Below are 14,611 nucleotides of genomic sequence, written 5' to 3'. Positions count from 1 at the left end.
CAGCGAGACGCGCTACGCGCAAATGCAACAAAGGGCGGACTCGAAAGAGTCCGCCCTTTGTTGTTGCTGATATCTATTGCGCTAACTTGAGTATTTTCGTTTGTACAGAAAGACTGTGTTCTTTTCCGCCTTCGTCCTTTAGAAAAGCGCCATGACCGTCAATGGCGAAGTCGACCTTCGTATTTACAGTAACGTCTAAAGGTGTATCGTGCCTTCTTGTGTCGCGTTGTAGTTTCCAGATGTACGTTCCATCATCGATTGTGTAGGTCCAAAATAATTTCTCGTATGATGTGCCATCGATCAATCGAGAAGCATCACGGGAACTTACATCAGTAAGCATTCCTTTCTGCCATTGATGAACCTTCTCTTTGGCAAAAGCAGCCTGACTCCTAGGATTAAAGTTGACGAGGATTCCTGATAGCCCAATGCAGAGCGCAGTCAACCTTAGCAAGGGCTTACTAGGCCTAAGATCTCTTATGCGCATATTGTCCGGTCTCCAGGCAGTAGTGTCATGAAAGACCAATATTATGTCCAGCAATATGTTTTGAGCAAAATGCGACAGGGTGATTATCGTTTGTGGTCGGGAATAACTATCTTTTGCCGGGTGCCCCACCCTGCCGCGCAAAGAACGCGCGTCGAGGATGGGGCCCCCGGCAGCCTACTTCGTGTCGGCAAGGTATTCAGCGTCTTCATGTCGATGGACAAGATGATCGGCGGCGACTTCGAGCGCGACCTCGCCAGCATGAAGTCTGCGGCAGAGCGCTAGAGTAGTTTGCTCAGGTCGAGTGCTCGCGTGTACATGGTGAGGTTGCCGTCAGCATCCTTGGGCCACTCTTCGCGCGGACGATCCCAGTAGAGTTCGACACCGTTGCCGTCCGGATCGTGAAGATACAGCGCCTCGCTGACGCCGTGATCAGCAGTTCCATCGAGCGGGATCTTGGCTGCGATCAGCCGCTTCAACGCATCGCCCAACTCGTGTCGAGTCGGATAGAGAATGGCGAGGTGATACAGCCCGGTTGTTCCTGGAGGCGGAGGCGAGCCGCCGAGGCTCTCCCAGGTGTTCAGGCCGATGTGGTGGTGATAGCCTCCCGCTGATAGAAATGCTGCAGAGTTACCGATTCGCGCCGTCACCTGGAAGCCGAGCACACCGTTGTAGAAGGCGATGGCACGTTCGAGGTTTGCCACGCGTAGATGCACATGGCCGATACGGGTTTCGGGGTGGATAGCTTCGCTCATAGAAGAGTGGATGCCTGGGAACTGAAAATGAATCAGCGGCTATTCTTTGCTGGTCACGCGCGCTCGAAGGCTGCCGTCCGCGAGCCTTGCAACGATGTTGTCATACGCCATTACGTTCGCTGTCGAGCGCAGTAGTTTGCCATCGGGCCCGTATACCAGCGCGTAGCCTCGTTCCAGCACTCGCAGAGGGCTCAGCGACTCCAGCCGCGAGGCACAGCGCTCTATCTGTTGGCCGCGTCTCATCGTCATGGCCGAGCCTACGCTCTCCAGTTGCGCGTGCAACCGCTCCAGGCGCCGCTTGCCCTCGGCGAGTCGAAGCGCGACATCTTGCCGTTGCAGCCGCACGCTCAGGCGTGACAGCCGCTCGTTGCGAAGTCTCAGCGTGCGCGCTATCACAGACTCCGCGCGGAAGCCCAGCTCGTCCAGGCGTTGTTCGCGACGGCCAAGAGCATCACGTAGTCTCCGCAGTGCTGATTCCGCGCTCAGACGCGACAGGCGCTGCCGCGCTCGCAATACCTCATAACTGCCCGCGCGCAGAACGCGTGAGCGCAGCCGGTCGACGCGTTCTTCGATGCGATATTGCGCCGCGGTTACAAGCTCTGCCGCTGCCGAAGGTGTCGGAGCGCATACGTCTGCCGCTGCATCCGCGATGGTAGTGTCGGTCGCATGGCCGATGCCTGCGATCACGGGAATCGTGCAGGACGCAATCGCGCGTGCCACGCCTTCATCGTCGAAGCCGTGCAGGTCCTCCCAGCTTCCTCCGCCACGCGCAACGATCAAAACATCGGCATGTTGCGGATGGGCGCTGAACCACTGCACGCCGGCGATAACCTCCTCCGCGCAGCGCGGTCCCTGCACTGCCGCTGGATAGATCAGCAGATTCACTGCCGCATGGCGACGACGGCAGACCTTTACGATGTCGCGCAAGGCCGCTCCCTGCAGGCTGGTCACTACGCCGATGCACTTGGGGAACGCGGGCAGCGAACGTTCGTTGTCGAAGATGCCCTCGCGCCGCAGCCGCTCTTTGAGCCGTTGCACGGCGGCGAGCAGCGCGCCCTGGCCAACCTCTTCCATCGTTTCGGCAATGAGCTGCATCTGGCCACGGCTCTCGTATACGCTGACCTGTCCGTGCAGCCGCACGGCGTCGCCATCCTTAGGTCTGAAGCGCAGCAGCGAGGCCTGGCGGCGGAACATCACGACGGAGAGCTGGGCATTGCCATCCTTCAACGTGAAGTAGCAGTGCCCGCTGGCGGCAGGACGCCAGTTGGAGATCTCGCCATCCACTGTGATCTGCCCATAGCTGCGTTCGACGAGGCCGCGCACCTCGCGCACCAGGTCGCCGACGGTCCAGACGCGGGCCTCGGTTTGAGTGGCGGTGACTGCTGGTTTCGTTGGTCGGGGCTCCGGAGGCGTGGTTCGTATCGTAGCGTTCAGGCTGCGCGACTGCTCGGCGATCACGTCCGCTGCGGTGACAGCCTCATGGAGTGGAGGTACGTCCAGTTCCTCCGGGGTATCGAACCCAGGCAGCGTGTCGAACAGGGACGGCGCTTGTTCTGACTGCGTGTTCTTCGCGCGGGGTGTACGTCGGCCTGCACCGCGGCGCAGGCTGGCAAGGCTCGGCATGTCGTCGGAATCGGACATCGTGAAGACGAGTTTACTCTGCTTTACGCAATATTTTTTGCTGTCACGAGCAGAGAGCCGTTAGAGTCAAACCGTATGCACATTGCTGCAATCCTCTTCGGCTGCGTGTTTCTGGTCGGTGTCCTGCTGGACGCCTTTCAGACCATCATCCTGCCACGTCGTCCGGTGGGACGCTTTCGCATCACGCGGTTCTTCATCCTTGTCACCTGGTCTCCGTGGGGATATCTGATCGATCGCTGGGCTTCGCGCCGGAGCCGTGAGCAGCTTTACAGCTTCTACGGTCCGCTCTCGCTCCTGGTGCTGTTTGTTGTCTGGGCACTGCTGCTGGTGTTTGCCTATGCGCTCATCTACTTCGGCCTGCATGTGCCGTTTGCCGATCCTACCCATCCGATAACGCATTTCGAACGCCTGCGCAGTTGTGTGTATGTCAGTGGAACAACCCTCTTCACGCTCGGTCTTGGCGACGTCCAACCCTCCTCGCATGTTGCGCGTATGTTGCTCGTGCTCGAATCCGGGACCGGTCTCGGATTTGTTGCGCTGGTCATCGGTTACGTGCCGGTACTGTACACCGCGTTCTCGCACCGCGAGGTCTCTGTCGCCCTGTTGGACGCGCGGGCCGGCTCGCCTCCTGCTGCAGGAGAACTGCTGCTGCGGCATAACTTCAGCGGGGGCCATGATGCTCTTACATTCCTGCTTGCCGATTGGGAACGCTGGTGTGCCGAGATGCTCGAGACACACATCTCCTATCCGCTTCTTTGCTACTACCGCTCGCAGCACGACAACCAAAGTTGGCTCGCCGCGCTTACCGCCATTCTGGATACCTGCGCTCTGCTGATTACTACGATCGAAGGTCCCAGCACGCGCCAGGCGCAGCTTACGTTCGCCATTGGACGCCACACACTGGTCGACCTTGGCCACGTCTTTCAGCAGGAGAAGGAAGAGCAGCGCTACCGGGATTCCCCTCCCGTGCGGCTGCACGATGACGAGTTTGCACGGCTCTGCGAGATGCTCTCCACGGCAGGTTTTTCGCTCTGCGGCAATGTCGAATCTCACGAACGGCTCAGTGCGATTCGCAAGCTCTACGAGCCGCATGCCTGCGCTATGGCAGACTATCTTCGCCTGGAACTTCCGCTCTGGGCTCCGATACCGCCCGACCCCCTGCGCAAGCGCGACGGCTGGACAACGGTCGCCAACCTCCGCACCCCCGCAGCTATAGCCGATCGCCTGACGACGCATATCAGCGCGCGGTCGACGACGTCGCATCTGCACGACAACGAATCGCATCCGTTTTAAGAGCAGGAAACAGGAATCAGCAAACAGGAAACAGGCAGCAAAAGAGGCCGCCCGAAGGCGGCCTCTGCTTTTAACTGTTTCCTGCTCTTACTGCTGTCCCGTTGGTTGCGGATTCAGCTTTTCTGCGGCGATCGAGCCGGCTACGCCAGGATTGCCCTTGGCGTCCTTGTCTTTGTCTTTCAGCTTGGCGTAGACCTCTTTTGCTTTGTCGGCCTTGCCTTCGGCGCTGTACAGCTCGGCGAGTTGGATCTGCGCGAGGCCAGCAGGAACGGTTGAAGCCTTGCTATTCGACAGCTCATTGAAGAGATCAATGGCCTGGGGATCGCGGCCGGTCTGCTCATAGAGCTGTGCGAGTGAGAACTTGCCGAGAGCGGCGAGATCAGAGCTCCAGCTTCCGGCAGTCTTCTTGAAGGCGTCTTCCGCAGGGCCATTCTGGCCCTCTTCCATATAGGTCAAGCCGGTGAAGTAGAGCGCGAGCTTGCCCGACTGTGTCATCCCATATTGCTGGGCGACGCTCTGAAACTGGGCATTGGCCGCTGCCGCGCGTTCACTGACGGTGGCGTAGCTTTTTGTGCCGGGAGGCAAGGGCTGGCCGGGCATGGCGACGGGGGTCTGGTAGGTCTGCATCGCTGCGCCAAAGGCCGTCGAGGCCGCGGTGGAGCGGTGCTGGAACAGCACGTAGCCGCCAACGATGGCGAGGATCAGCACGACAACGGCAGCGCCCGAAACGATGGCTGTCTGGCGATTGTGGTTGACCCACTCCACACCGTGCTCGGTGATGGTGTGGAACTGGTCTTGCTTCTTCAATTCACGCTTGGTCGCGTTATCCACTCGAATTCCATCCTTAAAAACATTCTGCAAGAGATAGCCGGGCCCACCGCCCACGCATCCTTCCAGTCTAGCAGTTCGAAGACGGGAAACAGGGAACAGGCGACAGTAAACCGGCAGTCTTCTGGATGGGGTGCGTTAAGCATAAAAACGCAGAAGAGCCGCCGAAAGCCATGTTGGGCGATAATCGCCCATGTGGGCGGCAGGCGGCAATTTATTTGAGGCGTGGACAAAAGGGAGCGCAGTCGACGGGCGGAAGAAAAGCAACAGCTGACGCTAAGGAAGTGCCGCAAAAGTTTGGCCTGTCGTGACGTTTTAGCCACGATCCCCGGCACGGTCTTGTTTCCCTAATGGGAAGAAGACAAACGTTTTTCTTATGGGGTTTTCTGTTGACTCTTTAGTTAACCTTTTCCATTCGCCAAGTGGCTATTTCTACCCTCTTGCCAATCGTATGAAATTGGGCATAGTATCTGGCTCGCAATCGATAACTGCACAATTCTCAGGGCACGCGTCAGGTTGCGCATGTTTGATCGTTCTTGCTGTTTGACGTTTGAAAACAACAAATCACCTGACCGGGCCAAAGAACCCCTCAGCGTTCCAGGAGCGACATAAATTTTATGGCATGGTATGCCTACTGCATCGCCGAACGTAATGCGTTTCCCGAGTTGGCTCGTCACCGTCGTCCGACGCCGTTGACCGGCGCCACCGGACTTTTCGGAAACCAAACCTTTCTCTTCCCCGCAGCCGACCTAGCCGTTGTTGTCTCCGAGCATCTTCCCGAGGACGCCGCCCGCATGGCCGGCGCTGACGCACAACTGGCGGCCCGCGACCATTGTCGAGTGATCTCCAATTGTTTCGCCAAATCCACCGTTCTGCCGTTCCGCTTCGGCACGACGTTTGAGGACGACGACGCGCTGCGCCGCTCTGTCCGGTCGAACCAACGGCATTTCCTGGCCAACGTCGAGCGTCTGCGCGGCAAGGCCGAGATGCACATCAAGCTTCTGGTGGACGATATCTGTCCGGAGACCAAGGGCATGGGGCACCAGCCCGCGACTGTCGGGCAGGAATATCTGTCGCATCTGCGCGAGTCGGCCAGCCGGCAGCGCGAGCGCCAGTCGCGCGCACGGGCGCTTTCGGTGCAGATGCACCGCATGTTCCTCCCACTCGCCGAAGAGATCACCTGCAAGCGCATGGATTCCGGCAAGATGCTGCTGGACATCGCGCATCTTGTGGACAAGAAGACCGTGGAGCGTTACCAGAACAAGTACAGCACCGCCACGCAACAGATGAAGGACTGCAACATGCAGCTCTCCGGCCCGTGGCCGCCGTATCACTTCGTGCATCGCGATCAGCGTACGCATGCGTAGGTTATGGCTCGATACATGACAATGCCCTGGCGATTGCCAGGGTATTGTTGCGTTAGCGTCCGTGGCACTTGCGCTACAAAACAGACCAGGCAGCTCGATTGATGGTGCCGATAAGCAAACTTTGCGGGAGTAGAGCTCCGTTTGATGGAGCCGTCCCCCTAAAATTGCAACTATGCCCAAAGCTTTCCCATACCCCTGCTGCGGGAATTTGACTCTAGGCCAGCAGCCTCCCGGCACCTATTGGAACTGTGAGGTTTGTGGTTGGGAAGATCATCCAGGCACCTTCGAAGATCTGGAATTTGTGTGCGGCACCAATGGAGTTGGGCTACGACAAGCTCGCGAAAACTACAAGGTATTTGGCGCTTCGGACTCATGGCTCATAGCGAAGGTTCGGAGGCCGATACCGGAAGAGCTGCCTTGATCCTCAAGTTGCCGACAAGGTGACTTTGCGGAAGATTGATCTCGTCCATTTCTTACTTGCCTGAAGGGGCCTGTGGGAGCGAAGGATTGAGGACTACACGAATGTCGAGCACCTTGGCATAAGCATCCCCGATTTCTGCGGAAGCGGGATATTTCACGGAGACTTGGCTGGATCCATCCCAGGTTATGGAGGTTTCGCCAGGAGCCACATCCTTCACTGTGACAACTGGTGTGTACTCGTATCCAGGATTCGGATTTCCTGTGCTCAGATAAATGAAATCCCATGCGTGCTTGTCGTCTCCACAAACGCGATGGAAACTCTTGACGCTGTGTTTGCCATCTGGAGATTCAAGGATTCGTTGTTCCGTGTCTGTGCAATTTCCACCTGCAAAGTCTTTGAACATGTGCCGTAGGAATAGCACACTGCCACCCCATACAAGTGCAATAACTCCGATCACCTCGAGCACGATACGCAAACCTTGCCAAAGATTCTTCATCCACCGCAGCGTATCAGGACTTAGCCGATTCGGACATGCCGCACGCTAAACAAGCAAGTTCTCTGAAACAGCGTTCGCGGCAACCTAAGGCACGAAGTTGCCGAAAACGCGACTTTCCGGGCACTCCGGCCAAGCGTCACCTGATGGCCAAGCCGCGCTACAATTCCCCATGCCCATGCGTCGCATCCCTCTCAGTCCCGTGCTATCGGGAATCGCGCTGGGTACACTGATGATCGCGTTTCCGTTGGCACTTGCCCAGACAAGCGCCACGTCTGTCAGCCCCGCATCGCCAGCCCAAAATGCGGCTGTCCAGCTGCCCACGTTTGCTGTCGTATCGGTCAAGCAAAACAAGTCCGCGACCAATCAGTTCCGATCAGTCAACTCTCCCGAAGGAATTATCGTAACGAACGCATCACTTCTCATGATCATTCGCGCAGCCTACGGATTATTTAACTCTCTCGACGATAAGTTCATCGGAGTACCGGATTGGGCCAAGACCGAAAAATACGATATTGAGGCTAAAGTTGACCCTTCCGATCTTGAAACCCTCCATAGGCTAAACCCCGACCAACATAGCCTGATGTTGCAGGCCCTTTTGGCGGACCGCTTCAAGCTGCGGATTCACAAAGAGATCAGGGAACAACCGGTCTACGATCTTATCGTCGCGAAGAACGGTTCCAAGATCAAGGAAGCGAAACCTGGCGACACCTATCCCAACGGGCTCAAGGACCCATACGACGGCCGCACGGGCGCAGGCGTGACCCGCTGGTCGGAGCACGGGCTAGCTGGCCAGGCGATTCCCATGTCAACTCTGGCCGTGATGCTGACGCAGATCGTGGGCCGCACCGTTGAGGACAGGACAGCGCTCCCAGGCGGCTATGATTTCACACTGAATTGGGAGCCCGAGACCCCTGCGGCATCGTCGCCTGGGCCCGATCCCTCCACGTCGATCGAAGACTCCGGCCCGTCCATTTTCAGCGCCATCCGGGAACAGCTCGGCCTCAGATTAGAACCCGCCAAGGGGCCCGTCTCCGTCCTGGTGATCGACCACATCGAGCGCCCTTCAGCGAATTAGCGGTCCGGCGGAAGCCGTCTATTTCGAATGCGTGGAGCACGCCTTCAGTGTTGCATCGACCAGTTGAGACCGCCCCGTTTAGCAGGAGCTATTGGACCCTTACTACCGGGAAGCCGATTGGGACTACTTGAGCGTCGATTGGTTAGGTTATGCTCCAACTGACACCTAAACCAGAGATGAAAATGGGCTATTCGAACAGAAAAAGACCGATGCTTGCGAGTGTGCTTTGTATAGGCGTCCTCATCATTTCAGGGCCTACCCTGTTGCGGGCACTCCACGTGATTCCTCCGTTGGCATCATTTCCGGCCCCAACGGATCACCTGCCACTGCGTCAGGTGTTGAAATTTGTAGAACCCGTGCTGGATCTGCTTGGCGCGATATATCTGTGGCAGATGCGTCCCTTTGCCACAATATTATTCGCAGCTGAGGCAATTGTTATTGCACTCAGCGGGTTGTATCTCGGCTTTATCGATCCAGGTGAGCGTATGCGCACTCTACGAACTGTCCATCACACAACGGCCATTTATTTGTTTATTGTTGCTTTCGAATTTGCCCTCACAATTTACGTGTGGCACATAACTACGAGACCGCGAAGTATCCCCTCCGAGTCGGTTCTAAGCAACTGACAAGACCAGCATTTGATGATGGAGCAATGCCGATCCGTTCTGGCCGTATGTTAGCCAAGGTCAAAGTTATCCTCTTGTGCCCCTAAAGTCCGGTTTGCGGCAACTTCAGCTTCCCGCCTGTCTGGACGGAGGCAAGTTGCCCAAAAGCCCGTTTAGCAGAAGCTATTGGACCCTTACTACCAAGAAGCCGATTGGGGCTACTTATGCAGTGCTCTCCGGCTGCTTTGGTCAGGCGGCTGACGCTTCGGCGCAGAGGTGTGAACTGGAACAAAGACCGCCCATCTGGTGTCTACCACTGCATGCGTATCCCGCCCCTCTTCGTCGTAGGCGCGCTGATGTTCTCATCCATCTGCGCTCGCACGCAAACTGCACCAGCCCCCGCTACGCTGCATCAGCTTTACCTTCAAGACCAGAACGATATGCCGACGCAGACGCCGCGCACTAATCCCTCGCCCGAAGCAGCAAAGGCCTTTGATGAACGGGGGGCTGCGCGGCGCGCCAGTGTGCGTGCCATGGTCTCTCGCGGCGAGATCACGTCCGGCAACGATTTTTACGAGGCTGCCTATATCTTTCAGCATGGGGAGACGGCGGCGGATTACCTGTTCGCCCACGTGCTCGCTCTGGATGCCCTGGCGAAGGGCTACGATCGTGCGAAATGGATATCGGCGGCGACGCTCGACCGCTATCTTCAGCTGATCGGGCAGCCACAGATCTTTGGCACGCAGTATCCATTTGACCCAAAGTTACCGCACCCCCTCACCAACGGTGGGCGATTTAGCGGGAGGACTCAGGAACCCTTCAACGAGACGTTTCTGCCGGTCTCTCTGCGTGTCGACTTCTGCGTGCCTGACCTGGAGCAGCAGAAAAAGAACCTGCAGACACTGAATGCTGGCAGCTATCCGCGCGGTACCCTCACGCTGCCTGATTGCTCGCGTTGAGATCAGCAATCCGTCAACGGAACATCGTAGACATTCCTGGCATGTTTCAATTCCTGGTTGCGGAGGATGCTAGGGTGAGTGGCGTCGCTGTCATCATGGAGAGTCTCGTGAATCTACTCTACTCAGTAGTGCTCGTTCCATAGGTACTGGGCGGTGGCTGTGTTCCCCGAATCTGCTCTATGAACAGCGGTACGTCCAGCTCGATCAGGTCTGGCCGCTCGAGCTGGATATTGTGCGGGCTTCCCCTCGCGATGATGCGCCGGCCGTGCGGCGAAAGGGATTTCAGGTTCTCCTGCATGCGCTCCCACGCCTCCACCTCGGCGCGCGAGTGGTGGTCAGCCAGCGCTTTCGCTGGGTCGCTGGAGAGCACCAGTACCGGCAGATCGGCATAAGGGCCGTCGTGCACCGTCTCCTCGCCCGATTCGTGAAAGTGCAGCATCTCGCCGATATTCGCATCGACGTGGAAATCGCAGAAATCCGCATCCTGCAGCCGCTGCGCCTCTGGGGAAAATCCGCGCAGAGGCCGCGAGCACGCGCCCAGCCAGCGTGGCACACCCAGAGCCATTACGGCTTTGACTATGAATAATCTCATCCTGGGCGGTGATCCGTGTGGCATCTTTGCCCCGAGCACTGGATCCTCATCCTGTAGGGGCGTCGATGCATCCACAAAAATCAACCCCGCGACCTGAGCCGGATACCGGCTCGCATACGCCCGAATGTACATTCCGGCCATGGAATGCCCCATCAGCACCACCGAGCCGTTAATACCAGCTGCATCCAGCAATCCGCGCAGTTCGTCGGCTATATTATTCGCATCCTGTGGTCCGGGTACTTTCATACTCAGCCCCCATCCCGCTCGGTCGTAGGCGCAAACGCGCGTGTTCTTCGCGAGTACAGGCTGCACGCCTCCCCAAATCAAGCTGTCATTGCCTGGTGCCGCATCCAGTATCAGTGTTGGCGATCCGCTCCCCATGCAGTGCATGTGCATCCGGTAGCCGTGGACCAGATACATTCTGCCCGGAGCTAACGCACGAGCGTGATGCAGGATTACCGCATTTATACCGCTACTCACTGCGGCCAAAACGGCGATGAATGCGGTGAGGGACAGAACTACACATTCCGTGGTTTTCGGTTTCCTCCCGATATTCTTTCTGCGTACCGCGACTATCCGCGTTATGCAGAACCACGCGATTAGAGCTCCGCTCACTACAAACAGCCATGCGAGCATCACCGTATCGGGCATACCACCAACTGTCATATGGCTCCTCTCCCAGCTTGCTTCCAATTGCAATAGAGTGGTGCGATCGCAGCACTATAAGTAGCATACTACATAGATGCGCTGCTCGTCATGGGATATGGCAACCTTGCGCATCAAGGCGTACGAGCCACTCCCCGATCAATCTCGCACACTCTTCCGGCGCCTCCTCAGCCAACAGGTGACCCATCCCCGCCAACGTCACGCGCTCGCCAACGGCAAGATGCTCTTCCAGCTCCGCTGCGCTGGCGATTGGGACGACCGGGTCTTCCTCTCCCCAGATCAAAAGAGTTGGAATGGCGATTGCAGCCTTTTCCAAAACTTCACGCAGAACCTCCATATCCTCGTCCCACGTCCTCAGTATTTCGAGTACTCGGCGCAGAGTGTTGCGATTGCGCAGCACCCTGAGATGAGGGCGCAAATGCCGCATCCTGATACGGTTCTTCGACCCCGCAGCCTCGTTGTACGCGCGTAGAATCATCCAGTTCGGAGCCAGTGGAATACTCAAGGCAAGCATGCGGCCAGGCTGTCGAAGATAGAAGTTCACAACGCGGCTTCTATAGCCGCCAAAAGGATGCGCCGGAGACAGCAATACCAGCCCCTTTAACTCCGTTGCAGCCGTCGCCGCAAGCCGCAAAGCGAGCGCTCCGCCATGGGAATGCCCGATGAGAACGGGTTGCACCAGACCCATGCTCTTCATGAAATCGTGGATCAGCCCAGTAAGACTCGCCTGATGAACATCCAGCTTTTTCTCCTCATCCGTAGGCTGCGCCGAAAGGAGGTCGATCGCCACAATCCGACGGTCGGGCGGCAGCCCGGCAATCAGCTCCGTCAGCGTTTCCGCAGTAGCCAGCAACGCATGAAGCAACAGGATCGGCGATGCATGTTGTCCTCCGACTGCTTCCCGCTCTATGTAGGCCAGGCGAACGCCTCCGACAACCACATGACAGTACTGCTGACGCATCACCGCCCGATTGCCCGTAACAGATCCCTCATACTCGCAAGCATAGCGAAAAATGGAGCTTCCTCAAAAGTCTCGTTTTCTGCAAGTTCGATTCTCCGCTCAGAGCGGACGGCCGAGGTTGCTCAAAACCCCGTTTTCGTGAGCCGAAAATGTCTGGCTCAGGCTGAAGGATGCAATTAGGGCTTCACATAGCGGTGCGCTTTATTCCGTCGAGCTTGATCGTGCTCGGCCTCGTCTTCGCTTTGTACGCCGCTTTCACCAGCGTTTCACAGAAGAACGGATGCTGCGAGTTTTCCCGACGATGTGCCCTTTGCCTATGATTTTGGCAATTACTGCGCTAGCCTAGTGAAATTGACATGAGGGCAACTGAATGAGCGGGACAGAAGACACAATCATTGAATTTTTGAAGGATAAGGCTAATGCTGCTTGGAAGGACCAGAAGCCGTATCTTCTAAGCTTTGCGGGCCCCTCCATGGTCGAAGCCCAGATCGACTATCAAGCCATTCTCAACGGCGAGAGGTTGAAAGCATTCGTTGAGCGGACCGCAGGAGAAGGTCGCTATCACGTCGTGAAGCACCCGCACCAAAGAGCGAAAGTTGGTATCGTCCCGAGTGGTATCCAATTTGAATTTGAGGATGCTGTTCATGAAGAAGTGGCATCGGCTCCTCGCCCGGTTCACGGAGAGTCAGTTCAGGGAGCAGCGTTGCTCAGTTTCCTCGGTGCTTTATCTGCGCTCCCAGCGAAAGATCTTGATGGTGTTGTGATCCCGACGCGGGTGTTGGTAAGGCTAGCCAAGAAACGATGAAACTTTTTATTTGTCTGATTACCCCGGACGGGAAGTTAAGGCGTCATTTTGGACGGGGCAAGGACGGGATCATTCCTGCTGAAGCGTTCAAACGGGGGCCGCTTGCAAACCAACAGGCTCAGCCTACTGTTGCCGCTTGGACGCCCAAAGCTCCGTTCTCCTCGGCAGATTTAGAGCGCTTTCTGCTGTCCCGCGCACGAAACCACGATGCATGCATCTTGATCGTAGATCTAGTGTGGCAACACTACGTCCAAGACATTACATCTGCTGCGTTCATTGTTACGTTCGAGGCCGAGGCCGCAAGCGGAAACCCCCAAAATTTCTTCTTCGGGATTTCTGCACGGATGCTGCGTAACTTCGCCCAACTGCTCAACAAGTTCAGGCGCAGCGACGACGCCAAGCTACTTGCGTTGCCCCTTCGGAACTTCATAGCTAGTGAGCTGAACGAAATTGCTAGATTATGCCGAGAAGCCGTTCTATCTGGTTCTCTGAGCGACGATGTAGAGCAGCAACTAGCTGGTCTGCGGGCGCGTGTTCGTCCGCGTCAAAAGACAAGCTACAAGACCACTTACGCCGTTGATGATTTGAAGCGCTTCTTTGCTTATGGACTGGAAACGCATGCGCAATTTGCGACCGGTGTTCCCCATCACGCTTATTGCGAGATTGGGGGGCTATTTCGATTCGGTGTCCGTCTCGACGAACGACGGCACTACAACGTGTCTGAAACTGAGGGCGATCGAACAACAATCGAAGGCAATTTCCCCGACTGTCACGACCAAGTCCATGCCGTAACAGGCAAGACTCACCTCAACATGTTCGCTAACGATTATTTCTAAGGAGTGTCGGAGGCGGCCGCAGCACTCGCCTCCGCACAGATAGCTTGTCTATCACGTGATCCCTTCGCTGAGCCAGTAGGCCGGATTGACTCACGGAAACAAAATTCCGGCTCGCTCCAGCTTTCCATCCTGCAGTTCGCACTCAAATGCCCAACCTCATTGGGTTTCATCCGAGCGCACGAACGGCGCGTAGACAGAGCTTAAAGCTAACAGCACAATTGCGGGAAGTCAATTCAAGCCTATGTTGTCCGTCGCACTATCCCCCAGTTCGCCTTGTGCGCCAGCATTCACCTAAAAAATTGTACGGCTGGAGACTTTACCAGTAGCACTTTCAATCTTCCTGAAAAGTCTGCTTTTCGGGCAAGTTCACTGGTCAGCGCTGGTTTGCTTACAGCTTGGCAACCGCGTGGTCATAGCTGATCACGCGCGACAACTTCCAGTTGCCGCCTTTGAACTGCCAGATCATGACAAACTTTGCCTCTTGCGGAGGTGGCTTACCGGCGGGATGGCAACCGCAGTCCATCCATTAGAAGGTCCAACAGGCGACCGGCGAGGGCTTCCCGCTGGGACTTCGGGGCCACCGTGAAGATGCCGATAAGGCTCGCGGCTATGTCTTCGGCGGTGACGTCCCAACGGAGGCCCTCCACCGCGCGGCCGGCGTCGAGGATTGTGGTGATGGCCGCCAGTAGCTCCATTCGGGTCTGCTCGTGGGCGATCTCGCCCGTCTTGATCATCGCCAGCAGTGTGTCGAGCATGCCGTTCTTGGTCGCGATCCAGTCGCCGAACAGGTCCATCCAGCGCCTCATCGCCATGGCTGGCGGCAGTTGGTC

15 protein-coding genes and 1 pseudogene are annotated in these 14,611 nt (G+C 57.1%); 8 read left to right on the top strand and 8 right to left on the bottom strand.

The annotated features are described in order from the left end of the window. Positions 1-73 precede the first annotated feature (73 nt). On the bottom strand, positions 74-484 hold the full coding sequence (locus GSQ91_RS23790) for a hypothetical protein (RefSeq protein ID WP_158824229.1): 411 nt from the start codon (positions 482-484) through the stop codon (positions 74-76). Positions 485-511: 27 nt separating this feature from the next. Between GSQ91_RS23790 and GSQ91_RS23785 the strand changes: the two genes are divergently transcribed. Beyond that, a complete protein-coding gene (locus tag GSQ91_RS23785; RefSeq protein WP_158824228.1) occupies positions 512-766 on the top strand; it encodes a hypothetical protein in 255 nt (84 codons plus the stop codon). Here the strand turns inward: GSQ91_RS23785 and GSQ91_RS23780 are convergent. Both GSQ91_RS23780 and xseA read right to left on the bottom strand, forming a co-directional pair. After that, positions 763-1,236 carry a VOC family protein gene (locus GSQ91_RS23780; RefSeq protein WP_158824227.1) on the bottom strand — a complete coding sequence of 158 codons (474 nt, stop codon included), beginning with the start codon at positions 1,234-1,236 and terminating at the stop codon, positions 763-765. The genes GSQ91_RS23785 and GSQ91_RS23780 overlap by 4 nt on opposite strands. Positions 1,237-1,275: 39 nt before the next feature. Beyond that, on the bottom strand, positions 1,276-2,877 hold the full coding sequence (xseA, locus tag GSQ91_RS23775) for an exodeoxyribonuclease VII large subunit (RefSeq protein ID WP_158824226.1): 1,602 nt from the start codon (positions 2,875-2,877) through the stop codon (positions 1,276-1,278). Between the two features lie 75 nt (positions 2,878-2,952). Between xseA and GSQ91_RS23770 the strand changes: the two genes are divergently transcribed. Beyond that, complete coding sequence (locus tag GSQ91_RS23770) at positions 2,953-4,170, top strand: ion channel (protein ID WP_158824225.1); 1,218 nt, start codon at positions 2,953-2,955, stop codon at positions 4,168-4,170. An 87-nt stretch (positions 4,171-4,257) separates the two neighbouring features. Here the strand turns inward: GSQ91_RS23770 and GSQ91_RS23765 are convergent, their stop codons facing one another. Next, entirely contained in the window at positions 4,258-5,001 is a 744-nt protein-coding gene (locus tag GSQ91_RS23765) for a lipopolysaccharide assembly protein LapB (RefSeq protein ID WP_158824224.1), read from the bottom strand. 614 nt (positions 5,002-5,615) lie between these two features. On the opposite strand from GSQ91_RS23765, the gene GSQ91_RS23760 reads away from it, so the two are divergent. Next, on the top strand, positions 5,616-6,365 hold the full coding sequence (locus GSQ91_RS23760) for a GvpL/GvpF family gas vesicle protein (protein WP_158824223.1): 750 nt from the start codon (positions 5,616-5,618) through the stop codon (positions 6,363-6,365). Between the two features lie 172 nt (positions 6,366-6,537). Further along, positions 6,538-6,786, top strand: a complete 249-nt coding sequence (locus GSQ91_RS26325) for a CPCC family cysteine-rich protein (protein WP_158824222.1) — start codon at positions 6,538-6,540, stop codon at positions 6,784-6,786. Between the two features lie 52 nt (positions 6,787-6,838). On the opposite strand, the gene GSQ91_RS23750 is transcribed toward GSQ91_RS26325, so the two are convergent. Continuing rightward, positions 6,839-7,282 (bottom strand): hypothetical protein, encoded by a 444-nt coding sequence (locus tag GSQ91_RS23750; RefSeq protein ID WP_158824221.1) that lies wholly within the window; start codon positions 7,280-7,282, stop codon positions 6,839-6,841. Between the two features lie 169 nt (positions 7,283-7,451). Between GSQ91_RS23750 and GSQ91_RS23745 the strand changes: the two genes are divergently transcribed. Together GSQ91_RS23745 and GSQ91_RS23740 are read left to right on the top strand one after the other, a co-directional pair. Continuing rightward, positions 7,452-8,357, top strand: coding sequence for a TIGR03435 family protein (locus GSQ91_RS23745; protein WP_158824220.1), 906 nt, complete (start codon positions 7,452-7,454; stop codon positions 8,355-8,357). A 925-nt stretch (positions 8,358-9,282) separates the two neighbouring features. Beyond that, complete coding sequence (locus GSQ91_RS23740; RefSeq protein ID WP_158824219.1) at positions 9,283-9,921, top strand: hypothetical protein; 639 nt, start codon at positions 9,283-9,285, stop codon at positions 9,919-9,921. Positions 9,922-10,039: 118 nt separating this feature from the next. Here GSQ91_RS23740 and GSQ91_RS23735 read toward each other — a convergent pair whose 3' ends face one another. Then, entirely contained in the window at positions 10,040-11,179 is a 1,140-nt protein-coding gene (locus GSQ91_RS23735) for an alpha/beta hydrolase (RefSeq protein ID WP_158824218.1), read from the bottom strand. A gap of 88 nt (positions 11,180-11,267) precedes the next feature. Next, positions 11,268-12,140, bottom strand: a complete 873-nt coding sequence (locus GSQ91_RS23730) for an alpha/beta fold hydrolase (protein ID WP_158824217.1) — start codon at positions 12,138-12,140, stop codon at positions 11,268-11,270. A 370-nt stretch (positions 12,141-12,510) separates the two neighbouring features. Here GSQ91_RS23730 and GSQ91_RS23725 point away from each other — a divergent pair, with 370 nt between their 5' ends. Both GSQ91_RS23725 and GSQ91_RS23720 read left to right on the top strand, forming a co-directional pair. Further along, positions 12,511-12,945 carry a hypothetical protein gene (locus GSQ91_RS23725; protein ID WP_158824216.1) on the top strand — a complete coding sequence of 145 codons (435 nt, stop codon included), beginning with the start codon at positions 12,511-12,513 and terminating at the stop codon, positions 12,943-12,945. Then, positions 12,942-13,781, top strand: a complete 840-nt coding sequence (locus tag GSQ91_RS23720; RefSeq protein ID WP_158824215.1) for a hypothetical protein — start codon at positions 12,942-12,944, stop codon at positions 13,779-13,781. The genes GSQ91_RS23725 and GSQ91_RS23720 overlap by 4 nt, the downstream gene beginning before the upstream one ends. A gap of 494 nt (positions 13,782-14,275) precedes the next feature. On the opposite strand, the pseudogene GSQ91_RS25780 reads toward GSQ91_RS23720, so the two are convergent. Further along, positions 14,276-14,611 (bottom strand): annotated as a pseudogene (locus GSQ91_RS25780) (TetR/AcrR family transcriptional regulator); the annotation flags it as partial.

It is taken from the genome of Granulicella sp. S156 (assembly GCF_009766105.1).
In the GTDB taxonomy this organism is placed as follows: Bacteria; Acidobacteriota; Terriglobia; order Terriglobales; family Acidobacteriaceae; genus Granulicella.
This window is presented reverse-complemented; position numbering and strand designations above follow the sequence as displayed.